The organism is Halomonas sp. TG39a, assembly GCF_000744395.1.
In the GTDB taxonomy this organism is placed as follows: Bacteria; Pseudomonadota; Gammaproteobacteria; order Pseudomonadales; family Halomonadaceae; genus Vreelandella; species Vreelandella ventosae_B.
Genome location: NZ_JQLV01000001.1, coordinates 2213570 through 2235678 on the forward strand (window position 1 = coordinate 2213570; position 22109 = coordinate 2235678).

26 protein-coding genes are annotated in these 22109 nt (G+C 52.2%); 7 read left to right on the forward strand and 19 right to left on the reverse strand.

The genetic code is table 11. The features are described 5' to 3' along the window. Window positions 1–24: 24 nt before the first annotated feature. The 10 genes from U738_RS09875 to U738_RS09910 all read right to left on the reverse strand — a co-directional run bounded on the left by U738_RS09875 (window position 25) and on the right by U738_RS09910 (window position 5635). Complete coding sequence (locus U738_RS09875; protein WP_035579736.1) at window positions 25–399, reverse strand: VOC family protein; 375 nt, start codon at window positions 397–399, stop codon at window positions 25–27. Between the two features lie 332 nt (window positions 400–731). Next, the gene (locus U738_RS23805) at window positions 732–899 is read right to left on the reverse strand and encodes an addiction module protein (protein WP_442905669.1); all 168 of its coding nucleotides are present in this window, start codon (window positions 897–899) and stop codon (window positions 732–734) included. 15 nt (window positions 900–914) lie between these two features. Beyond that, entirely contained in the window at window positions 915–1244 is a 330-nt protein-coding gene (locus U738_RS22920; protein WP_081899077.1) for a DHCW motif cupin fold protein, read from the reverse strand. A 248-nt stretch (window positions 1245–1492) separates the two neighbouring features. Then, a complete protein-coding gene (locus U738_RS09885) occupies window positions 1493–1948 on the reverse strand; it encodes a GFA family protein (protein ID WP_035579746.1) in 456 nt (151 codons plus the stop codon). Window positions 1949–2168: 220 nt separating this feature from the next. Further along, on the reverse strand, window positions 2169–2642 hold the full coding sequence (locus U738_RS22670) for a hypothetical protein (protein ID WP_050713421.1): 474 nt from the start codon (window positions 2640–2642) through the stop codon (window positions 2169–2171). 75 nt (window positions 2643–2717) lie between these two features. Then, window positions 2718–3332 carry a LysE family translocator gene (locus tag U738_RS09895; protein ID WP_035579749.1) on the reverse strand — a complete coding sequence of 205 codons (615 nt, stop codon included), beginning with the start codon at window positions 3330–3332 and terminating at the stop codon, window positions 2718–2720. A gap of 14 nt (window positions 3333–3346) precedes the next feature. Continuing rightward, window positions 3347–3970 carry a SagB/ThcOx family dehydrogenase gene (locus tag U738_RS09900; protein WP_050713420.1) on the reverse strand — a complete coding sequence of 208 codons (624 nt, stop codon included), beginning with the start codon at window positions 3968–3970 and terminating at the stop codon, window positions 3347–3349. A gap of 37 nt (window positions 3971–4007) precedes the next feature. Continuing rightward, window positions 4008–4235: a DHCW motif cupin fold protein gene (locus U738_RS23445; RefSeq protein ID WP_081899078.1), complete on the reverse strand. Its 228-nt coding sequence runs from the start codon at window positions 4233–4235 to the stop codon at window positions 4008–4010. Beyond that, window positions 4198–4830, reverse strand: coding sequence for a LysE family translocator (locus U738_RS09905; RefSeq protein ID WP_035579752.1), 633 nt, complete (start codon window positions 4828–4830; stop codon window positions 4198–4200). The genes U738_RS23445 and U738_RS09905 overlap by 38 nt, the downstream gene beginning before the upstream one ends. Window positions 4831–4888: 58 nt before the next feature. Further along, window positions 4889–5635, reverse strand: coding sequence for a DUF899 domain-containing protein (locus U738_RS09910; protein ID WP_035579755.1), 747 nt, complete (start codon window positions 5633–5635; stop codon window positions 4889–4891). A gap of 266 nt (window positions 5636–5901) precedes the next feature. On the opposite strand from U738_RS09910, the gene rlmF reads away from it, so the two are divergent. Then, complete coding sequence (gene rlmF, locus U738_RS09915; RefSeq protein ID WP_035579757.1) at window positions 5902–6840, forward strand: 23S rRNA (adenine(1618)-N(6))-methyltransferase RlmF; 939 nt, start codon at window positions 5902–5904, stop codon at window positions 6838–6840. A gap of 214 nt (window positions 6841–7054) precedes the next feature. Here rlmF and U738_RS09925 read toward each other — a convergent pair whose 3' ends face one another. Further along, entirely contained in the window at window positions 7055–7798 is a 744-nt protein-coding gene (locus U738_RS09925; RefSeq protein ID WP_035579764.1) for a sulfite exporter TauE/SafE family protein, read from the reverse strand. Window positions 7799–7850: 52 nt separating this feature from the next. After that, complete coding sequence (locus U738_RS09930) at window positions 7851–8216, reverse strand: winged helix-turn-helix transcriptional regulator (protein WP_035579767.1); 366 nt, start codon at window positions 8214–8216, stop codon at window positions 7851–7853. Window positions 8217–8310: 94 nt separating this feature from the next. Here U738_RS09930 and U738_RS09935 point away from each other — a divergent pair, with 94 nt between their 5' ends. After that, the gene (locus U738_RS09935) at window positions 8311–9045 is read left to right on the forward strand and encodes an SDR family NAD(P)-dependent oxidoreductase (RefSeq protein ID WP_035579771.1); all 735 of its coding nucleotides are present in this window, start codon (window positions 8311–8313) and stop codon (window positions 9043–9045) included. A gap of 217 nt (window positions 9046–9262) precedes the next feature. Here the strand turns inward: U738_RS09935 and U738_RS09940 are convergent, their stop codons facing one another. The 6 genes from U738_RS09940 to U738_RS09970 form a co-directional block, all read right to left on the reverse strand. Beyond that, window positions 9263–9676, reverse strand: a complete 414-nt coding sequence (locus tag U738_RS09940; RefSeq protein WP_009286968.1) for a GNAT family N-acetyltransferase — start codon at window positions 9674–9676, stop codon at window positions 9263–9265. 108 nt (window positions 9677–9784) lie between these two features. Further along, window positions 9785–10114, reverse strand: coding sequence for a DUF2185 domain-containing protein (locus U738_RS09945; RefSeq protein WP_035579774.1), 330 nt, complete (start codon window positions 10112–10114; stop codon window positions 9785–9787). Between the two features lie 113 nt (window positions 10115–10227). Beyond that, window positions 10228–11148, reverse strand: coding sequence for an IS3 family transposase (locus tag U738_RS09950; protein WP_442905702.1), 921 nt, complete (start codon window positions 11146–11148; stop codon window positions 10228–10230). Then, window positions 11037–11408 (reverse strand): transposase, encoded by a 372-nt coding sequence (locus tag U738_RS23810; RefSeq protein ID WP_027957506.1) that lies wholly within the window; start codon window positions 11406–11408, stop codon window positions 11037–11039. Before U738_RS23810 ends, U738_RS09950 begins: the two co-directional genes overlap by 112 nt. A 413-nt stretch (window positions 11409–11821) precedes the next feature. After that, on the reverse strand, window positions 11822–13087 hold the full coding sequence (locus tag U738_RS09960; RefSeq protein WP_035579780.1) for a hypothetical protein: 1266 nt from the start codon (window positions 13085–13087) through the stop codon (window positions 11822–11824). A 753-nt stretch (window positions 13088–13840) separates the two neighbouring features. Continuing rightward, entirely contained in the window at window positions 13841–14434 is a 594-nt protein-coding gene (locus U738_RS09970) for a hypothetical protein (protein WP_035579782.1), read from the reverse strand. A 647-nt stretch (window positions 14435–15081) separates the two neighbouring features. Here U738_RS09970 and U738_RS09975 point away from each other — a divergent pair. Further along, window positions 15082–15423 (forward strand): phage integrase N-terminal SAM-like domain-containing protein, encoded by a 342-nt coding sequence (locus U738_RS09975; RefSeq protein ID WP_081899080.1) that lies wholly within the window; start codon window positions 15082–15084, stop codon window positions 15421–15423. 502 nt (window positions 15424–15925) lie between these two features. Continuing rightward, complete coding sequence (locus U738_RS09980) at window positions 15926–17239, forward strand: hypothetical protein (RefSeq protein ID WP_035579785.1); 1314 nt, start codon at window positions 15926–15928, stop codon at window positions 17237–17239. Window positions 17240–17243: 4 nt separating this feature from the next. On the opposite strand, the gene U738_RS09985 is transcribed toward U738_RS09980, so the two are convergent. Next, window positions 17244–17765, reverse strand: coding sequence for a zinc ribbon-containing protein (locus U738_RS09985; RefSeq protein ID WP_035579788.1), 522 nt, complete (start codon window positions 17763–17765; stop codon window positions 17244–17246). A gap of 161 nt (window positions 17766–17926) precedes the next feature. On the opposite strand from U738_RS09985, the gene leuS reads away from it, so the two are divergent. The 3 genes from leuS to holA are packed head-to-tail and all read left to right on the forward strand — an operon-like array spanning window position 17927 to window position 22067. Beyond that, window positions 17927–20512 carry a leucine--tRNA ligase gene (leuS, locus tag U738_RS09990; RefSeq protein ID WP_035579790.1) on the forward strand — a complete coding sequence of 862 codons (2586 nt, stop codon included), beginning with the start codon at window positions 17927–17929 and terminating at the stop codon, window positions 20510–20512. Beyond that, window positions 20509–21003: an LPS-assembly lipoprotein LptE gene (locus tag U738_RS09995; protein ID WP_035579794.1), complete on the forward strand. Its 495-nt coding sequence runs from the start codon at window positions 20509–20511 to the stop codon at window positions 21001–21003. The genes leuS and U738_RS09995 overlap by 4 nt, the downstream gene beginning before the upstream one ends. Beyond that, window positions 21000–22067 carry a DNA polymerase III subunit delta gene (gene holA / locus U738_RS10000; protein ID WP_035579797.1) on the forward strand — a complete coding sequence of 356 codons (1068 nt, stop codon included), beginning with the start codon at window positions 21000–21002 and terminating at the stop codon, window positions 22065–22067. Before U738_RS09995 ends, holA begins: the two co-directional genes overlap by 4 nt. The last annotated feature ends 42 nt before the right edge of the window (window positions 22068–22109 follow it).

The following is a 22109-nucleotide window of genomic DNA, read 5'->3' on the forward strand; positions in this document are numbered from 1 at the left end:
ACCGACATAATAACGCCGCAGGCATCAGTTACCCAGTTGGCGATCTTGACCAAACATGATTCGATGCTCCTCTGGGGTTGCTACACCAAACTCACGTAGCCCCCAAGGCTTATCAGCTATTGCCTGGAAAATTTCGGCGCCACGCTGCTGATAATTTTGGTAAAGTTCATCTATACCTTCACAGTTTAGATACGCAAAATAGGAATGCTCGTGCGTATCACGGGCAGGAAGTTCGTCCGGCCAGTGCCCCAACATAATGTGAAAACTGCCAAGGCTAAGGAACGACCAGCCATCCACACGGAAACGTAGGGAAAATCCAAGCTTGTCGAGAAAGTAGCTCTCGGTCGCCTCAAGATCGTTAACCGCCAGCACATGTTGGGTTGCTTTTACCTCAAACATCGTTGGCTCCTTCCTCGTGGATGCTCACTCATAACGCCCTTGTTAAAGCCTGGTCAGCCAGTAATATGGGCGTCGTCGGTCATGTGCAACATCAAGAACCTGGAAACCTCCAGGGTGCTTTCGGTAGACGATTGATAGTGGAAATCGATGAAGGGGAGCTCTGCGAATGTCTGGCTCAAGCTGGATTTGCCAAACTTCTGGCGACTCGTCAATCAATACGGCCAGGGCCTCAAATTCCTCTACAAAGGCACCACCCAACCCTAGAACTTTCGACTCGTAGTAACCGACTGATTCCAGAAACTCGGCTTCCGCTGCCGGGTGAAAAAAATAGTTCATTTGATCAGTGCTCGAGCCGTCCTCGTAACGTCGTCACCGGGCACAGCTTGCACCGACCCATTATCAAGTTCTTCTGCTCTCTTGCGAGCCTCAAATAACCAGTCGGATTTCAGCTCTTCCTCTGTCGGAGATTCAAGACTAAAGACCAATCGCCGGATCAACACAGCGTTTATGCGATGCTAGTCGACAACGAACAACTTAGCACCCTGCGCCGTCGAAGAACGATGAAGTTCGGCATTGTCGGCAACTTGATAGCTCGAACCAGGCGTCAGAACAAAGCAACGCCCATCGTCTAGCTCAGTATGCAACTCACCTTCAAGGCAGAGCAATATGTGCCCTTTAGCGCACCAATGATCAGCCAGATACCCAGGACTATACTCAACCATACGAACCCGAATATCCCCGAAATTTCGAGTCCTCCAATAAGCAACTCCATGCTCTCCGGAGTGTTCAGTCCTCTCAACTTCAGACCAATCGGTGACCCCGAAAGGTAAATCTGTAATGTTCAAAGTTCTTCCTCATTGGCACATAACATGAGTTTGAGCTGCGCCAGAGCGCGCAGGAGTCACTGAGTCGGGAGTCGAAAGCATACGCTGCGAAGGTAATTACTGAGGCCGTCATTTGAGGCTCCACAAGATCAGACTGGAAGGGTTCGCATGCAATCTAACACACAGCTCAGTGGGCGATTGAAGTGCCGCGTAAATTACTCCGCTGCAACTGATTATTGTGTGCTCAACCCCACTTTTAAATGCTATATTTACTCATGTTTTTGCGCATATTCCTGGAGCAATTCTGGGAATTTTTCCTGTGGTGGAAACTTACCAAAACTATACTCTGCACCAGTAATCGCCCACTCCAGTTTTTCATCCGTGTAAGTTTCAATGAACGGCTTATAGGTTCGAGAGTTCTCTAGCATCGTTGAACGTACATTTACAAAGTCATCCATACCTTCAGGACGCGTGAACAGCCAGCTCATGCAATGCCCGCAGAAAAAATGACGCGTTTTACCGTGAAGCCCACCGATAACAGGCACCCCAGAGGTAATCGAAAAGGCAGCGCTCGAAAATAACGAACTAAGGCTAAACGCGCTGGAAGTCATTTGCTGACACCCTGTGCAGTGACAAGCCATTGTGACCATTGGCTTTGTGCTAACCTCAAATTCAACCTGTCCGCAACGGCAACGACCTTTAATATTATGAGACGCACTGTTCATCGTATTCTATCTCCAAGTTCAATCTTTTAGGGCCTTACCCATTCTTCGCCTGGGAAATGCTAGCCGCTGTAGGGCACGTAACGCCGCTCAGCACGCGTGGCTACAATATGGTGCGAAGCCGCAATGTAGTATCCGTTGTCCGCGTTTTTAGGCTACGATCATTGGTTTCGAACAATGGAAATCTTGTCCCTTTACTACAACACCTTCATTCACAGCAAGACTAACAATTTTTATGCCCCAATATTTTCAACAATTCATCTGCATCCTTGTTTGTTCTAATCGTATAAGTGGCAATATCTTTGCCTGATGAGCCTAATATCAACTCATCCTTCAACCCAAAAATCTCATCATACTTAAAAGGCCAATAAATCAATGAAAATTTGAGCTTATCCCGAATAGCCACTCGATAGACTCTTAGCCAACGTGGCGGCTTCATGAATACAAGAATGGTAGCTCTCGATGCTCTATCCGAATAGGTTCTGGAGTTTCCTCCTTCAATGATCCATTGATGTTTTGATGCCCAGGATCTTACTGTGCAATCAATTTCGGAGCTTGGCCGAAGCTTCCCCTTCTCATCATGAACGGCCTCATCAACACAATAAACAGCTATGTCTAGAATTCTCGACAGTCTAAGAGCCAACCTAGATTTACCTGCGCCAGGGCCCCCGATGATCATTATTCGTGTCGCGCTCATTCCCTCTCTCTTTTTACCTAGCGCTGAATTAAGCCGCGCCGCTTTGCGGCGTCGGTTTAAATGAATTGTTAAGCCTTACCGCTCAGTCAGAGCGAGCTGTAAGCCTAATCCCGCGAACGCTGCTGAGAAGCTCCTGCGCAACCAACTCTGAATCTTCGGTGACTCAATAACGACTGCTCTAAACGCATGGGCAAGCTGCCCGTAGATGACGAAGACAACAAAGGTCATCGCCATGAAAATAGCGCTCAGTCCGAGTAGCTGCCCTAATGATGACTGGGCGTCAGTTGCAACGAACTGCGGCAAGAAGGCCAAGAAGAAAATGGTCAGCTTGGGGTTTAGGATATTCAGCAGGAACGCCTTGCTCATAAGCGAAAAGGCATCACCTTTTCGCCTCAACTCATGAACAGAGAAAGCGCTTCGATCACGCCAAGTAACGACGGCAAGGTACAGAAGATATGCGACCCCCGCATACTTGAGCGCCTGAAATGCTATCGCGCTCGTATGCATGATGACCGCTAGGCCCAGAACAGTAGCCAGCAGGTGAGGCACAATACCAAGTGTGCAACCGATAGCAGCATAGAGACTTGCCAGGCGCCCATACATTAAGCCAATGGAAACGGTAAAGATAACGCCTGTACCTGGGATAAGTACGACAACCAACGAGGTAAGCAAGAACTCAGCAGAGAACATGAATGACGACTCCTCTATGGGACACGCCGCTGCCCGATGCACAGCAGCGCAGTAGGCTCCAAGTCTGAAGGCAATCTCAATACTTCCTTCACCCCTGGATCATCGAAACCTGCCACTAAAACACAACCAACTCCGAGCGCTGTACTCTGAAGATGAACATTTTGTGCTAGAGCCCCCGTTTCCATATAGACATAGCGAGCGCCGCGCTCTCCCTGGGGTGGCTGAGCTTCAAAGTGCCGAACTGCCTCTCCAAGATTCGCGGCAACTCCAATGACAAGAGCCGCTTCTTTCAACCATGGTTGATCGCCAATCCCTAGCGCTTGCACTGCACCTTCCGGAACACGGTTCCCAATTAACTTTAACGAATGATTATCAGCCTGATACTCATAGATACCGGGCTCAAGTTCCGATACCCGCTGCACCAAGATTTTTAGGTGTAGCGGGTATAATCCACCTGCCGATGGCGCTGCTCTTTTTGTATCCGGCCCTGTTACGCCCTGGGCCGACCAAAGCAATTGAGACAAAACACCGATAGGGAGCGGTGCATTCGTGTATTCCCTCACGCTGCGCCGAGCCGCAATACTACCAACCAATGACTTGGAGCCTTGCTGTTCTGGAGCAGGTAAGTCGAAGACCATGCGTTTACTCCCTATGTATAACAGTGATTATGTGATGCTAGTCGACGACAAACAATTTAGCTCCCAGCTCCGTCGACGAACGATGAAGTTCGGCATTGTCGGCAACTTGATAGCTCGAACCAGGCGTAAGAACAAAGCAACGCCCATCGTCTAGCTCAGTAAGAAGCTCACCTTCTAGGCAGAGTAATATGTGCCCTTTAGCACACCAGTGATCGTATATGGCATTATTAACTCGGACTGTTGCGCACCAAGAGAGCGCCGGCACCGATCATCAAACTGCCTGTAACCCAATCCCACCACTGCCGAATGCGCGGCCTGCGTAATGCCTGTGCTACGCGCTCCATAAGTATGACAACGCCCCACCACCAAGCGACACCAATCAGTACATCAAGCACCCCGAGTATCAAAATTTGCCGAGCGGCACTAACCGTGGGATCGATGAACTGGGGTAAGACACTGAGGAAAAAGATGACCGCCTTGGGGTTGAGCAAATTGCACAAAAAGCCATTGGCAAAAGCACGGCTACGGCTAGTGGCATCAATGTTTTCTTGCGCGTCTGCCTGTGCACTACGGTGCTGGCTACGACTGCTGTACAGAACTGCTAGCCCCATCCAGATTAAATAAGCCGCACCTGCCCATCGAATCAGCATAAACAGCTCAGCGGAGCGAGCCGCAATGGCCGAAAGGCCCAGAGCGGCCGTCAGCATGTGTATACAGAGTCCGCTCTGAGCACCCAGCGCAGCAGCTAAACCGAGTCGACGATGCTGTACCGCATATCGGCTGACTAGCAGAAAATCCGGACCGGGAATAAGGTATGCCAGCAATACGACTGCGATGAAGCCAATAAGCTCAATGCCCATTTACCTTCCTTCTATTATTATACCCCCCTGGGATGGAGCTAACGGCGACGGGCGGCAATCAGCAGGTGTGACAGACCGCTTCTGCCGGACTCACATCGTACTCATCGCGGCGACGAACCCAGTCCATGATTTCCTTCTCGTTGCGGCCCTTCGGCGTGATATCGAGATAAACGAAGGCGCCAATAACCTCTTCATTGCCACGGGCGTAGCTGGAGTAGGTATGGAACACAGCGCCACTTTCATCCCTGTAGACAACGCTAAGACCGGGCAATTCTTCGCTGAAGTATTTCGGATCCTCGATAGTTTGATAATTGTAGTGGAGCCGACCAGCCTCAAGATCCTCCCGTGCGAAAGAGACCTGAAAGTCAAAATTGAAATCGCTGCCCTGGGAGGACACCCACTGGGCTGTCCAGCCCATACGCCTCCGATAGGCTTCCAGCTTTTCCAACGGCGCGCGGGATACACGAACATAACTGACATCGTGATTGGCGAGGTGGACGATGGCGCCCTCGGCATGATCCGCCTCCAGCGAGCAGCTCGGGCAGCCCGCCTTCCAGTCAGGGCCGAACATGAAATGGTGAATGACTAATTGACTGTTTGTGCCAAATAGCTCGGCAAGCGTTTTCTTCCCTTCCAGCGTGTCGAAGACGTATTCTTTCTCCAGCTTAACCCATGGCAACTCACGCCGTTCACGGGCGACCAGGTCGCGCATACGCGTGAGCGCCTTCTCGTTCTTTAGATGGGCTTTGCGTGCCCGAAACCACTCCTCTTTGGAGACAACTCTCGGTGATTCAATCTGACTCATGACGGACTTCCTCGCGTAAATTCAGCGTTGCTCCGGCTTGCAGCACCGGAATAATGCGCTCTGCATAGAGTAGTCGTTCGCCACTGATCAAAATCGACAACACCGCCGCAATTAATGACGAGGGGCATCGGAGCTAACATATACATCCCCGGGAGAATGGGCGTCCATTTAACTACCAAGTATGCTCAACACAACCATGAAGATTATAATCACGCACTAAGCCATACCCTCTCGACAATTGAACGCCAAGCCTCGGGCCTATTACTGTGAACAACCACCATGGAAGTGAAAAAAGCCCAGCCAAGCCTGTTCGTAAAGGCCTGCACCCGAAGAATCTACACAACCAAGGCTATGACTTCCCAGTGCTCGTAAAGAGCCACCCACCACTAGCCCCCTATGTGAAGCCTAACGCTTATGGCGAACTTTCCATCGGTTTCGCAGACCCACTGGCAGTAAAAACCCTCAACGCCGCGTTATTAAACCGATACTACAATATTGTCGATTGGGATATTCCAGAGGGCGCGCTTTGCCCCCCGATCCCAGGCAGAGCCGACTATATTCATCACATGGCGGATTTAATTGGACTTGGACATGAACAGCCCAGCATCAAGCTGCTCGATATAGGGACAGGAGCCAATGGCATCTACCCACTACTGGCCTGCCAAATTTACGGCTGGCAGTGTGTTGGTAGTGACATTAACCCTCAATCGCTTGAGAACGTCGCCACGATTATCGCCAATAACCCCACGCTCAAAGATCACTTCACGCTGCGCACGCAGCACAATAAAAACCATATTTTTGAAGGGATTATTCAAGATGGGGAGTTTTTTGACGTCAGTGTATGCAACCCACCCTTTCACGCCTCGCTCGATGAAGCACTTAAAGGTAGCCAGCGTAAATTCAATAACCTTGCTCGTAGTCGCGGCGAACTAAAAACCACAACCCAATCGCCTACGCTGAACTTTGGCGGCTTGGGGGCAGAGCTCTGGTGTAAGGGGGGCGAACAGCTGTTTCTTAAAAAACTAATAAGAGAAAGCCAGGAGTATGCAACTCAATGCCGCTGGTTTAGCAGCCTGGTTTCAAAAACCGACAATGTTAAGCCTGCCAAGAAGCTGATTCGTAAGCTCGGTGCCGTTGATATACGGGAAATAGAGATGAAGCAGGGAAATAAGATCACGAGGATATTGGCCTGGACATTCATGTGAGCCGTTTCCGAGATGGCGCATGATTATGCGAAGTCTACCGTGACATTATTTCGCTGTAAGCACATCGCTCAGGATGGAGAACTGTCAGTGCTCGATCAGATAGTGCGCTACGTGAAAGGTACTTGGCTAAAGCGGATCTCGGTTGTTAATCATCACCATGGCGTATTGATCGTGGTTATAGGGTTTGAAGCCGCCACGAAAGGCGCTGACCGCCCTATGCAAGGGCGGTTTTGCTGACCAGCACGACACCGAAGGCGATCAGCATCAGCAACACCACTCTGCGGAAAGTGTCGGCATCCATCCGCTGGCGCACGATACCGCCGACCTTAGTGCCGACGTACACGGGTATCAGTCCCAGGAGCGAGATCCAAATCGATTCGACCGTCATGAGCCCCAGCTTCGCCAGGCCCACGGCCATAATTAGGCTCGAAAGGGTAAAGGAGATATTGATCGCCTGGATAAACCGCTTGGGATCGAGTTGAAGCGCCAACAGGAACGGCAAGACCGGCATGACTTGCGATCCGGTCATGCCATTCACCAGACCGGTGAGAAAGCCAGAAACCGGCGCAAGTTTGCGGCCCAGGCTCTCCGACATCGGTTGGCCAGGGCGAAACAGCGTAAAAGCGCCGTAGCCGATAAGCACCAGGCCCAGTATCGCGCCGGCGACTAGGCTATCGATCAGATCCAGTACGGCGAGGCCGATCAGCAGGCCGGGAATGGTGGCGAGAAACATCGGCCAGAAGCGCCGCACCGTCTCCCCAAAGTGCCCTGCCTGCATCATTACGATGGCGTTGCTCACCAGCGAGGGAATGATGACCAGCGGCATAGCGGATTTGAGGCCCAGCCCAAGCGCGAGAATGGGTAGCGCGGATGTTGAGAACCCCAGACCGGTTGCCCCTTTGACGAAGGCAGCCACAAGATAGGCACAGGCGATGATCAGAATCGTCTCGAAATTCACGGTGCATCCATACGGTAACTCTCACAGATTGGTCTTAGGCCGGCTTCGCTTCCTACCGGCTGGTTTTACGGCGGCCCATCGCCGCGGCAATGTCCTCTTCGTGCTCTTCGCCCCAGCCGCAAAGCGGCTCCATGGCCCGCACCAGACTTGCCCCGAAGGGCGTCAGGGAGTAGTCGACGCGCAGCGGGATCTCTCCATAGTCGGTGCGCTGGACAATACCGTCGGACTCCAGCTCCTTTAGCTGCTGGATCAACATTTTGTCGCTCACGCCTCGGACGCTTCGCTTGAGCTCGCCGTAACGCGTCGGGCCCTTGTTTAAAAAGAACAGAATCAACGGCTTCCATTTCCCGGAGATCACGTGCAGCGTCGCATGCAGGCCACAAATGAAACGTGGGTTTTCTGAGTTTTCTTTCGCCATAAAGGGTACTTACCAAAAGGTACATACTTGAACATTTGTAAGTGGTTTATATATTGTGAAAGCGCATCGAGTCAACACACACGGAGACCCAACCATGAGTCGGCTAAACGGTAAAATCGCACTAATCACAGGCGGAGCCAGCGGCATCGGCCTGGCCTCGGCCCAACGCCTCATCGACGAAGGCGCCTTCGTCTTCATTGTCGGACGGCGCCAGGACGTCCTCGACAACGCGGCTGAGGCACTGGGATCCAACGCCCGGGGTCTCCAGGCGGATGTGACGAAGCCGGAGGATCTTGACCGCGTATTTGAGACAGTCCAGAAAGAGAAAGGCCGCCTGGACGTACTGGTGGCCAACGCGGGCGTCGGCGAATTCGCCAGCCTAGGACAGATCACCGGGGAGCACTACGACTATATCTTTGACATCAACGTCAAAGGCACCCTCTTCACCGTCCAGAAGGCCCTCCCCCTGATGACGAACGGCGGCTCCATCATCCTCACCGGTTCCACGGTCGGCAGCATGGGCACCCCCGCGATGAGCATCTACAGCGCCTCCAAGGCGGCCATCCGAAACCTGGTGCGTAGTTGGGCCCATGATCTTAGGGGCACCGGCATTCGCGTGAACGTCATGTCTCCTGGCCCAACCAAAACAGACAAGTTAATCGAATTGCTCCCATCCGACGCCCTGAGCGAGATGAAACGGAGCGTACCCCTTGAGCGTCTGGGCGATCCCCAAGAAACCGCAGGCGCGGTGGCGTTCCTGGCGTCCGACGATAGCAGCTTTATGACAGGGAGCGAGGTATTCGTTGACGGGGGCTACGCGCAGGTTTAGGGGTTAGGCGGAGAACGGGAGGCAATGAACCAAAAGGGGTCAGATAGATTTTAGATCAGTCAGCTTGGTTAAAAATAAATCAACCTGCCTCATTAAGTGATCACAATAAACTCGATCTGCCCCCTTTAATTTTGGCTTCCCTTACACATAACACGGAGCACAGCGGCGGCCAGTCAGGGACGTCCGGCGGCTGCAAGCCGCGTACTGCTGCGAATTGTTATAAATCAGTTACTTTGGTGCTCATGAGAGCACTATTTCCAGAGAAGCCAAACTTCTCGTACAACCCTTGAGCATCGCGGGTTTGCAACACCATTTGAGTTCCCTTTATGGCCGGGTGCGTAACCAAGCATTCCATGATCCACTGCCCTAAACCGGCACCCCGATACTCGGGCTCAATCACAATATCCGCTACCCAGGTAAACGTAGCACTATCGGTGACTGCCCGCCCAAAACCTATCTGCGTGGCACCCCGGTAAAGACTGAAGCAGATGGAACCAGCAACCATGCGCTCTACGGTTTCTCGGGGACGGCGGTCACCCCAATAGGTTGCAGCAAGCAAGCGGTGGACAATATCCAGTTGCACTTTGGACTTGTCGTCAGTGATTAGGTAATCGTCCTTACGCCATTCCATCGATGGCTACTCCCTGATTTATAACGCCCCGCTAAACGGCGAGCGTTAGCGAGTCCGGTGGAGGCCACGCCTTTTGTGGCCGGAACGAATTTGAGCGGCTTGTTATGTTTAATCATCGATCTCAACAAGCTTACCCTCAGCATTTCTCTCGAATGCCGAACCATATGGAGCATCAAGAAATTCGACTATGTCAGGACTGTAATTAGCAATTGTGTTTACGTCATATATTTCGTGATTGCTTGGATCATCCATGTATTTCTCCGACTCCTTACCCCACATGAAACACCAGCCACTATCCATATCGTTTCGCGGCTCATCACGATACATGTAGCCCACCTTTTTTCCATGGACGGTAATCATATCCGTTGCTATACATCCGCCGCACCCTTTGGCAACATCCTTGATTTCATCAGCTCTCAACTTGAATTTTTTGGACATGACTCAGAACTCTCCAAAAAACATAACGCAAAGCTTTGGGGCGGCTGGAGCGCATCGTAAGCCGTCCCAGCCACGATAGTGTGGACTTCCCCCAATAAAATGGACACGCCCCATCAGTTGACTCCTTCGAACTCTAGCGGAGTCCGGTAACCAAGGCCACTGTGCAGCCGTTGGGTATTATAAAAGCCTTCAATATAGGCTTTTATATGATTCCGTAATTGGCGCATCGTCACGAAGCTGGTGGCGTGCAGCAATTCTCCCTTGAGGATCTTGAAGAACGATTCAACCTCGGCATTGTCGGTACACTGACCAGGTCGGTTCATGCTGTGTTTTACTTGGTACTGCTTCAGCAGCGCTTGTGTCTTATGAGCTCGGTATTCGATGCCGCGATCCGTATGGAACAACAGGCCAGAATCCGGCTTACGGCTTGTGAAGACCTCCCGCAACGTTGCTCTGGCAAAGTTTGCGCTCAGACTCGCCCCCAAGCGCCAACTGATGATGCGGCGTGAGTACAGGTCCAACACTACCGCCAGGAACACGTACTTCTTGCCAAGCTTGATATACGTGACGTCACTGCTCCACTGCTGGTTTTCCGCAGTCGGCCTCGCTGCCTCAAGTCGATAATTTGGCAGGGCTTTCAGATCATTCCTGAGCTTCCTCAATCGGCGGTACACATGAGCAGAGCGGGCCTTCATGCCCCACTCCCGCATAATTTTCGCGACCCGATTCTCTCCGACCACCAAGCCTTCTCGGCGCAGCGTCTGGTAAACGCGAGGACTACCATAACGGCCTTTACTGTTGTCGTAGATCTTCCTGATCTTCAACAACAAGTCTGCCTTGTCAGTGGCTCTCTTGCTGGGCTCCCGGTTGGCCCAGGCATAGTATCCAGACCACGACACCTTCAGATGTCTGCACAGCGCTTTTACACTGTAGTCTCGTCGGTGTTTCCAGATGAACCGGAACGCTTCCGTCGTTCCTCGGCCTGAAAACGTTGAAACTTTTTTAGAATGTCGTTTTCCTCCTGAAGCTCCGATATCCGGCGTTTCAGGCGGGCAACCTCATCCTGTTCCTGGATCTTCTTCTTGGCGTCTGCTGGCGCTTTCTTTACCCGTTTCATGGCGAACTTTCCCTCTCGGTATTCCTTACGCCAGCGTGACAGCATGAAAGGGTGAATATCCAGCGCTTCGGCGACGCTTTTCACACTCCGGTGGGCCTGGTGACTCCACTCCACCGCTTTGACCTTGAACTCAGTGCTGTACTGCTGAGTTTTCTTCCCCGTGATCATCTCCGGCATCGTATTTCTCCTCCTGCAGAGTTATCGATGCGTGTCCACTGAACTGGGGGAAGTCCACCGTGTAGTGCTGCGCTTGGTTATGGCTGCGACGCTCCCAACCTTCTATTAGCACTTCGCATAGCGCTAGCGGAGCCACACCCCGAACAATGCGGGGCAAAAACTGAGCACCTGCCACCGCCCCAATTTTTCTTACTGGTACACCACGCTGTTAGCGATGATGTTGCCGAACAACTCTTACTTTCCGAGTGCCTCCAGGAGCGAAACTGCCAAGCCTGTGATGGACTGGAAAACTGCGATGCCGGGTAGGCTGGCTTTTGGCACGAGGTCGGCGAAACCTAGCGGCACCGAACTAAAAGCATAAAGCCGAGCACCCATAACGCCGCATTCACCGGCTAGTCCGGTGCAATGCTTTGTTAAGCCATCTTCTTTGTATTTCTGGCGGCCCTTTTTTCACTAGCTAGTCTTTCCAAAATCAGAGTTTGATGGGAAAGGATGTGTTCCAAATCAACCAAGGGAAGATCATAAGATCGCCTTGCCTCCGACTTTAAATCTGTCATTTCATCTAGAACTTCTTTGGACATGCAAGAGTTCAGCTCTAATTGAAATTCTACCTCTCCGACGCCAGCGCTATGCATTTTTCTTAACCTGTCATCTACCACTAAAACCTGTATTTGATTTTGTTTTAATATTTCAGAAAATTTATCATCAAAAGACACAAATACAGGGATGAAAAATGAGCCCAAATTGGTCGCTGTAGCCATTGTCTCAAGGGTTCGCATATGCGACATGTCCCAAGCCATTCCGCGAAGAGACTTTGCCAGATCTTTAGAGATCCCATTTAGCGGCCCGAAAAACCTTACCTTAGCTGGTTTATTTAGAAAGCTCCAAGCGAACTTGAGTTCATATTTTGGTAATTTCTTCAGCTGAAGCACACAAAAATCTATCAATTTTTTAAATGCTTCTTCAGGTGTGACTTTTTCACCAAGCCAGATAATAGCAAGCTCAAATAGTATTACCTGTGTAAACAACGCCTTGTGTTCACGCTTTTTAACTTCAGTTTCATTTACTAAACTTTCGTAGGTCTGATTCGCGTCTTCAATTAATACGTTTTCATCGCATGGAAATTTGGGCTTATTGGGATTCTTCTCAAAAGCATCCCAATCAATATAATCTAGCTTTTTAAAAGCGATGATCGTATTAAGCGGTCGTGCATTGTTTTTATCGACTCTGGAGAGTCGAAGGTTCTCAAACAAAAATGGCATCAAATCCGTTTGTAGTGAATATTCCTTTTTCAGCTTCAAAAGGGTAATTACTCGGTCACGATCCGTTTGGTTGATCTTCTCATGGTTGACATATGCTCTTACTTTTTCAGCGACATTCGAATCAAAAGAAAATGACCAATCGATCATTACATTGGATTTTCCACCTGTAATTGCATTCTGCAATGCTATTGAAGCAGAAGTAAAATATATTTTCGGCCCAAGAAAAAGTGGAGTAACCCATGGCGCTCTATTAGTAATATCTTCTAGATCAATACTTAGCCCGGCTCCTGAATCATTTTTAGTTGAAACGGCAGATCTTATATAAACAGCATCTTCAGGCCTCGAAATCTCATCTAGTTTTTCCAGCTCGCCGCGTATTATTAATTCAAATATCTCATCTACCACTGGTTTTTCCATTTAAAGGGGCTCTCTATCCATAGTGGCTTAACGCCGCCAACACGCGCTTGTCGCGTGCTTGGCTTTGTTATGTGATTTCACTGCGCGCATTCAACAACCCCTTCTATCAAGTACTCCCATATTATTCCCGAATCATATGTTTTCCGCTCGAAACCCGCAGATGGGAGCTCTAAAATGATGTTGTCAAACCCTGACCAGCACCCTCCCCATAGTCTATCAATATCATTAAGCATGAAAACCTTATAGGCATGCCTCGCCAATGAAACATGCTCCATATTGACTTTGGCTATTCTTGTTAGAGGCCACTCTTTCAACCTAAATTCTCGAACAGGTTCTAGTGGCCATCCGTACTTTCTTGAGACAAGCTCGCACGCTTCCATATTGCCGAAGGCGTACAGCGCTGACAGCCTCGATGGATATAACGGGTGATGCTTTTCCCTGAACACTTCAGCATCATACTCAATTCAATAATCATTGATTGCCGTTAGAAAGTACGGAGATATCGCGAGAACGTCATTGTGGCAGGGTTCATAGGGAAGATATCGCACCGTTCCCTCTATATATTTCCTTGCGAACTCTTCATCCGAACATGAGGCCACAGAACCTGAAAAAAACATTTTGGTTAGATTAAAGTTGTGATACGTAGTGGGGTTAAATTGGTCCACAAATATAAAGAATATATCTGGTGCATCTTCATCAATATTTATTAATTTCATACATACCCCAAGATCACGCATGCATATAACATTTGTATTATGTGGATTTTGCGGGGCGTTCCCACATATGGCTTACAGCAGACAACTGCCCTGGCTCCTGTAAGTCCTCTACCGACAACCCCTTCACAAAATATCTATCTGTAAGTTCGCGAATAGTCTCAAGGCGCTCACTTGGGCTGATTATCTCGTATACGACCGACGTAAATAGGCGCTGCAACTGTTCAGCTTGCCCATTCAAGCTCGCGCTCCTCGGCTTGTGGTGCAAATTGTATGATGCCACTAGAAAGTCTAAACCTATATTCCTGTACCCTCGGTAGGCTGGAGGCTTATCTATCCCATACTCATCGGGTTTGATATTTGGAAAGAAGAATCTGCCCTTTTCGATAGACGCTGAGAGCGCGATTAGCAAAGATTGCTTTTCATCGTCATGCTCAGAAAACTCCCTAAGCCTGAGCTCAGTGAGAACTTCGACAACGGAATGATGCCACTGCAAGAGCTGATTAATGTAATCATTAGCGATAGTAAACTTGGCATTTCGCCTGTCTCTTACGTAGAGAACAGCCAAAATTCCAGAAATCACCAAAGATATGCACGCTATCAAGTTCGAAAACTGATCTGATCCGATATCCATAAGCCCCTCTCACCCTCCTTGATCCACATAACGCCGCTCAGCACGCGCGGCTACGAAATGGAGGCGAAGCCGCAATGCAGTAACCGTCGCCGTGACTGACATGGTTAGAAACGCTCCAACAGGGCACGATTACTCCTGTACCGGCTCTCGCTTGGTAGTTTTTACTGTCACCTCGTCACAACCGGTAACGCATGCTTGGACGTATAGCATGACTATTGACTGCGCCGACGAATCGTAAGCACTGTATGAAGTCGAAACTGAGTATCCACCACCATGACTCGCAACAACACGGCCTTCTCGAAAGCCCCAGCTAGACTTACCTTGCAGCACTTCATTCTCTTCGATGTGGGGCATAATTGCAGACGTTGCCTCCGGCCACTCACACCATAGATTATCAAGGTCTGCGTACTTTTGACTCATACTCATAGATAGTCTTTTCTAACAGGTATTAGACGGCGCGTCCTATAATTGGATGAACGCGCCAGCATGTTTACTTAGTAAATGTAGCCTACCTTTTCGCACATAACCACATGATTTTAAAATAAATTAACATTAATTAGGCTGCGTTTGCAGAATTCGCATGCTTGCGCGTTTTGCCAAACGCAATAATACTGTATACATATCCACCATCAGAAGACAGACACCAAATGGATATGCAAAGCAGGCCTCCGAAACTAATGGATCGTGTGAAAGCTGTTATGCGAGTAAAGCGCTACAGCCCACGTACTGAAAAAACATACTGTTACTGGATACGTTACTTCATTCGCTATCATGGGGTGCGACACCCTGCCAGTATGGGCCCTTCTGAAGTCCAAGCTTTTCTGGAGCACCTTGCCGGAGAGCTATATGTGGCTGCAGCTACACAAAACCAAGCGCTTAATGCTTTAGTATTTCTGTATCGCCATATCCTTGATATGCAATTGGGTGATATTGGTACCTTTTCACGAGCTAAACGCCCGCGTCGATTACCTGTTGTGCTTTCTCACTAAGAGGTTATGCACGTATTAAATCGAGTGTGTGGGCCTATGAATTTGATAGCCCTCCCCTGACCTGAGGAAGGAATTTGCCGGTGTGCGCTGCCCTTTAGGCTAATGAGCTAAAACGAAACCACGCTACCGCCACGGCGCACCTGGGTTACGTTAAAACGCTCCGCTTGCGACCGAATCTGACTAATTAATCATACCTTATTCATAAATTTGGATTAGGTCACGTATCGATGAAAAAAAGTGTTTCCTCTCTGAGGGCAACGGCTCGTTAGTTGCATGGATCTGGCATCGCTGCGCGATGCTCCCGCGGGTGCCTCATTTGCTCGTTCCTCGCAGATTCGTTACCACGCGCTACAAGGTTGCTTTCTTACATTTCAGTAACACCGCCAGCATTGCGGCTTAATCTTCGCGCGCTGAAGCGCCCTCCCACAATGTTGAGGCGCTGTTGCGCTGGCCTTCCTTCGCAAATCCGATTAGCCTGCTAATTCACTATTAAGGGTTTGGCATGCAAGAGACGACTTCTCGGCAGCGCTTGGCGGGCGTGCTGATTTTGCTTGGTTTGATCGCACAAATTATTGGCTTTACCGGCTGGTTGAGCACTGCCCATGCGGTGAGCTATTTGCTGTGGGCGGCGGTTTTGTTGCTGTGGCGGGATATTCCCCGTCGTTCGCGTATCCAGGCGGCCGTGCTAATCGCACTGGGCGCTGGCATGCTGCTGGTGGCGCGGTTTGTGTATGGCGCAGAGGTGGATTGGCCCGCTATGTTGCAGGGCAATTCGTTTGTGGCGGCTATGCTGGTGGGCGTTAGTTTTATCTCGCTGATTGGTAAGCAAGGCAACAAGGGTGCGACAGGCAGCCGAGTGACTGGGGCGGGTGGCGTGCTGCGTACTTGGCTGGGCGTTCACTTCCTGGGTACGATTTTAAATCTCTCTACCGTGTTTATGGTGGGCGATAAACTGGCCCGGCGTGGCCCGCTGACGACACCGCAGCTGTTGGCGCTTAACCGTGGGCTGAGCAGCGCGGCACTGTGGTCGCCGTTTTTTGCCTCCATGGGTGTGGTGATCGCGCTGGTGCCCGACGTTGAGTACGCGCAAATTGCCGTGGTGGGCTTTCCCATGGCGATGCTGTCAGGGCTGTTAACCACGCTGGAGCTTAGGCGGCGGTTCGATCTTGCTGAGGTGGATGGCTACTCGCTGGCACCGCGCAGCCTGTTGATGCCGGTGGGCATGGCGGCGTTGGTGATGCTGTTTCACTTTGTGCTCACCCCTGCCCTGACCATCGTCAGTATTATTACCTTTCTGCTACCTAGCGTTGCGCTGCTAAGTAACCTGCCCCATGGGCCCAAATTTACCCTGCGGCGGATTCGTCAGCACACCACCACGCGGTTACCCGCCATGCGCGGGGAGATTTCGCTGTTTTTGGCGGCGGGGTTATTAACCATTGGCCTTTCGACACTGGTAACCGCCGCGGCTGGCAGCGACTGGACATTGTTCACCCGCTTTGGTGCGCCCCAGGCGATGCTTAGCTTTGCGGGGATCACGTTGAGCGCACTGGCAGGTTTACATCCCATTATTGGCGTATCGGTGCTGGCGTCGATCCTCAATTTGCAGGGCGGCGAACAAACCGTGTTTGCGTTTGTGGCGTTAACCTCGTGGGCAGTGGGCACCAGCGTGGGCCCGCTTTCGGGGATCAACCTGTCACTGCAGGGTCGCTACGGGGTGAGCGGCTACCGCATGATGAAAAATAACCTGCTCTACGCGGCGGTCATGAGCCTGCTCTCGCTGGGGGCGATTGCAGGCGTCAGTTTACTGGCTACCTAATCGATCAGGTCTCAATGATTTTATTGGGAAAACGGTAGAAGTAGCGGTGGCCGCACTGGTGGCAGGGTTCCAGGCGGGCAACAGATGGCAGCATTACCTGAGCATCGCAGTGGGTGCAGGCCATTAGGCCGGGCGCCGCCATTTCACCTTCGCAGTAGTCCGCGCGGGCAGCTTCTAAATCCTCCTCAAAGCGCTCGCGTTCGACCACGCTGCGATCAGCAATCGAAAGCAGCGACTCCGCCACGCGGCGGGAAAGGCCGTCGATATCAATGCCCAACCAGCTGGCCACCTGCTTGCCGGTGTCTGCCATGTAGTAGCGCATATCTTTCAGGTCACGCTCGACCCAGGCACGCAGCAGGGCTAGCTCGTCTTTGGTGTACTCTTCCAGCTCCGCTTCAAACTCGACCGCGTCGTCCAGATCCTTCTGTAAGTTTTCCCAGGTTAGCTCGTTAGCGCCCCCCTGCATCCGCTCCAGCAAGCGTTCGTAGCCTTCGCGTAGGCGATTGTCATTCTGTTGTTCACTCATGGTGCTTCTCCTTTTGTCGACGCGTACGGTTTCCTATCATCGGCTTACCGTTCAAGGATACACCCGCATAGGATACAATCGACCTCACTTATCTGACAGATGTCATCTAACATTCACTTTGCGCCCCTTTTGGGCGAATACGCCAAGGCATTAATAAACCGATGGACGCACACTACAGCCCTCGTGATATCGAACGCGACGCCCAGCAGTACTGGGACAAACATCAGTGCTTCAAAGCCGTAGAGGACGCCAACCGCGAGAAGTTCTACTGCCTCTCCATGTTCCCCTACCCCAGCGGCAAGCTGCACATGGGCCACGTGCGTAACTACACTATCGGCGACGTTGTGTCCCGTTTCCAGCGCATGCAGGGTAAAAATGTCATGCAGCCCATGGGCTGGGATGCGTTTGGCATGCCCGCGGAAAACGCCGCCATTCAGAATCAGGTGCCGCCTGCCAAGTGGACCTACCAAAACATCGATTACATGCGCAATCAGTTGAAGGCACTGGGGTTTGCCTATGACTGGAGCCGCGAGTTCGCTACCTGCGATACCAGCTACTACCGCTGGGAGCAGTGGTTCTTCACCAAGCTGGTGGAAAAAGGCTTGGTATATAAGAAAATGTCGACGGTGAACTGGGATCCGGTTGACCAGACCGTGCTCGCCAATGAGCAGGTTATCGAAGGCCGCGGCTGGCGCTCCGGTGCGCTGGTGGAGCGTAAAGAGATACCGCTGTGGTTCTTGAAGATTACCGACTACGCCGATGAGCTGCTGGCCGACCTGGATAAAGTCGAATGGCCCGAGCAGGTCAAAACCATGCAGCGCAACTGGATTGGTAAATCCCGCGGTGTCGAGCTGACCTTTGATGTCAAAGGCGCTGATGGCCAAGCCAATGAGCCGCTGGCGGTTTATACCACTCGCCCGGACACGCTGCTGGGCGTTACTTATGTGGCGGTGGCCGCTGGCCACCCGCTAGCCAAGCAGGCGGCCGAGCAGAACAGTGAGCTTGCAGCTTTCTGTGATGAGTGCGCCAGGGGTGGCACTTCCGAGGCCGAGATGGCCACCAAAGAGAAGAAAGGCATGCTCACCGGGCATATGGCGGTTCACCCGCTAACCGGTGATGAAGTGCCCGTTTACGTGGCTAACTTCGTGCTGATGGAGTTTGGTACCGGTGCGGTGATGGCGGTACCCGGCCACGACCAGCGCGACTGGGAGTTTGCCACCAAGTACGGCGTCCCAATTAAAGCAGTGATTGCCGATGAAAGTGGCAAACCTGCAGACATTTCCGAAGCCGCTTACGCCGAGTACGGCACCGTGGTCAATTCCGGGGAGTTCGATGGGCTGGGCTTTGAGCAAGCGTTCGATGCCATTGCCGCGAAGCTGGCGGAACTGGGCCGTGGCGAAGTCAAAACCAACTTCCGCCTGCGCGATTGGGGCGTTGCCCGCCAGCGCTACTGGGGTGCGCCGATTCCGGTTAAATACGGCCCGGAAGGTCAGACGGTACCGTTGACGGATGACGAGCTGCCGGTATCGCTACCCATGGAAGTCACCGTCGATGCCTCCGGCTCGCCGCTGAAAAAGATGCCCGCGTTTTCTGACCTGGGCGATGGCTGGACGCGCGAAACCGATACCTTCGACACCTTTATGGAGTCGTCCTGGTACTACGCGCGCTTCTGCTGTGCGGATAATACCGAAGCTATGCTAGATGACCGCGCCAACTACTGGCTGCCGGTGGATCTCTATATCGGCGGTATTGAACACGCCATTCTGCACCTGCTGTATGCCCGCTTCTTCCACAAGCTGATGCGCGACTTCGGTTTGGTGGATTCCGACGAGCCGTTCCAGCAGCTGTTGACCCAAGGCATGGTGATCGCCGAGACCTTCTACCGCCCTACCGATAACGGCGGCAAGCAGTGGTTTAACCCCGCTGACGTGGAAGTGAAGCGTGATGAGAAAGGTCGCCCGCTTAGCGCTATTTTGATGAGCGACGGCGAGCCGGTGGAGATGGGCGGCATCGAGAAGATGTCCAAATCGAAAAACAACGGCGTTGACCCGCAGTCGATGATCGACAAGTTCGGTGCCGATACCGTGCGCCTGTTTATGATGTTTGCCGCCCCGCCCGAGCAGTCCCTGGAGTGGTCGGACTCCGGCGTTGAAGGCGCCCACCGCTTCTTGAAGCGCCTATGGCGTCAGGTGAATGAACACTTGGCGGCGGGAACGCCGGGCACGCTGAACAGCTATGCGCTTAACGACGACCAAAAAGCGCTGCGCCGGAAAACCCACGAGACCATCAAAAAAGCCAGCGACGATATTGGCCGCCGTACCACCTTCAATACCGCCATTGCCGCGGTAATGGAGCTCTCTAACGCGGTTGGCAAGTTCGACGATAGCTCTGAGCCTGGCCTGGCGGTTAGCCGCGAAGCGCTGGAAGCCTGCGTGCTGCTGCTCTCGCCGATTACGCCGCACCTGTGCCATAGTCTCTGGGAAGCGCTTGGCCACTCAGGCCCGGCGATTGAAGCAACCTGGCCGGTGGTGGATGAATCTGCCCTTACACGCGACTCTATTGAGCTGGTGGTGCAGGTCAACGGTAAACTGCGCGCTCGCCTTGAGGTACCTTCAAGCGCCGATAAAGCGTCCATCGAAAAACTCGCCATGGAACACGAAAACGTACAACGTTTCCTTGAAGGCAACACCGTGCGTAAAGTGATCGTGGTGCCCGGCAAACTGGTTAACATCGTGGTGAGTGGATGAACCGACGCACTTTTCTAACCACAAGCATCGCCGCCTCGGCGGCGGTGCTGCTCAGCAGCTGCGGGTTTCATCTACGTGGCCAAGCATCGCTGCCTACCCTGCCGACCCTGGCCTTAGAGGGCGACACCAACAGTGCCGTAGCTCAGCAGGTCGCCTCACGCCTTCAACAGCTAGGCACCCAGGTCGCCTCTGATGCGCCCTGGCGGGTTACCCTGGGCACGCCGGCCTTAACCGAGCGTCGCTTGGGTGGCGATGGCCGGGCAAGCCGCGAACACGAGCTAACGCTCAGCATTCGCCTTTCGGTACAGGAGCGAGCATCCAATGCCTATCACATCAATAACCAGACCCTGTCTACGGATACGCGTATTCGGGTCAGCGATGACGACCTGCTCAACCGTGAAACGCTGATGATGGAAGCTGAGCAAACGCTTTCACGCCAGCTCTCTGATCGCATTATCGAACGCCTGGCTTACGTTGAGGGCATGCAGTGAAGGTATTTGCTGATCAGCTACCCGCTGCGTTGGCAAAAAAGCTACCCCGCGTAGTAATTGTCGCGGGCGATGAGCCCTTACAGCATCGCGACGCCTGCGATGCGGTGAGGGCCGCCGCGCGCCAAGCAGGCGTTGAAGAGCGGGAAGTCCTCGACGTGGAGCCCAATTTCGCTTGGGGCCGGTTGATGGAAATGTCGAGCAATCTCTCGCTGTTTGCGACCAGCAAGCTGCTGGAACTGCGGCTAGGCAATCACAAGCTAGGCCAAGAAGGCAGTAAAGCGTTGACGCAGTACGCTGAAACCCTGGATAACAGCGACGACGTACTACTGATCAGTATGGGCAAGCTAGACGCCAAACAGCAGAAAACCGCCTGGTTTAAAACGCTGGATAAACACGGCCTGTTTGTACCGGTGTGGCCAGTAGATGCCTCCCGGTTGGGTTATTGGCTGCGCGACCGGGCATCATTTCATGGTTTACAGATTGACCTGGACGCCGCCCGACTGCTGGGCGAGCGCACCGAAGGCAATCTACTGGCGGCCGATCAGGAGCTGCAGAAGCTGGCACTGATTCACCCTCAGGGCACGCGCTTAAATGTCGAGAGCATTGCCCAAGGAGTCGAAGACAGCACCCGCTTCGATGTTTTCAACTTGGCCGATGCCTGCTTAAAAGGCGAATCCAGCCGCGCTTCGCGCATTGTCAACGGATTGCGCAGTGAAGGAGTTGAGGCCCCGATTGTGCTGTGGGCGCTTAGCCGGGAGCTACGTATCCTGCTCTCGCTGCATCAGCACCTGGATCAAGGCCAAAGCTTTGAGCACGCCTGCAAAACCCAAAAGCCGATGATTTTTGATAAGCGCCGCCCGGCGTACCAGAAAGCGATTGGCCGACTGCCTATGAAGCGACTGCATAAATTGCTGTTAATGGCGCAGCGCCTCGATTTAGCCGTCAAAGGCGTGGCGGCGGTGCCGCTATGGCCCGGCCTGCACGATTTGGCGATGACCATGGCCGGGGGCCGCGGGCTGCTCTCCGAGTCCGCCTGGACCTATCGCATTAGTGCAAATAATTAGCACTTTGCACATTGCCCTTAAAAAATGCCCCGTTTGTTTCTA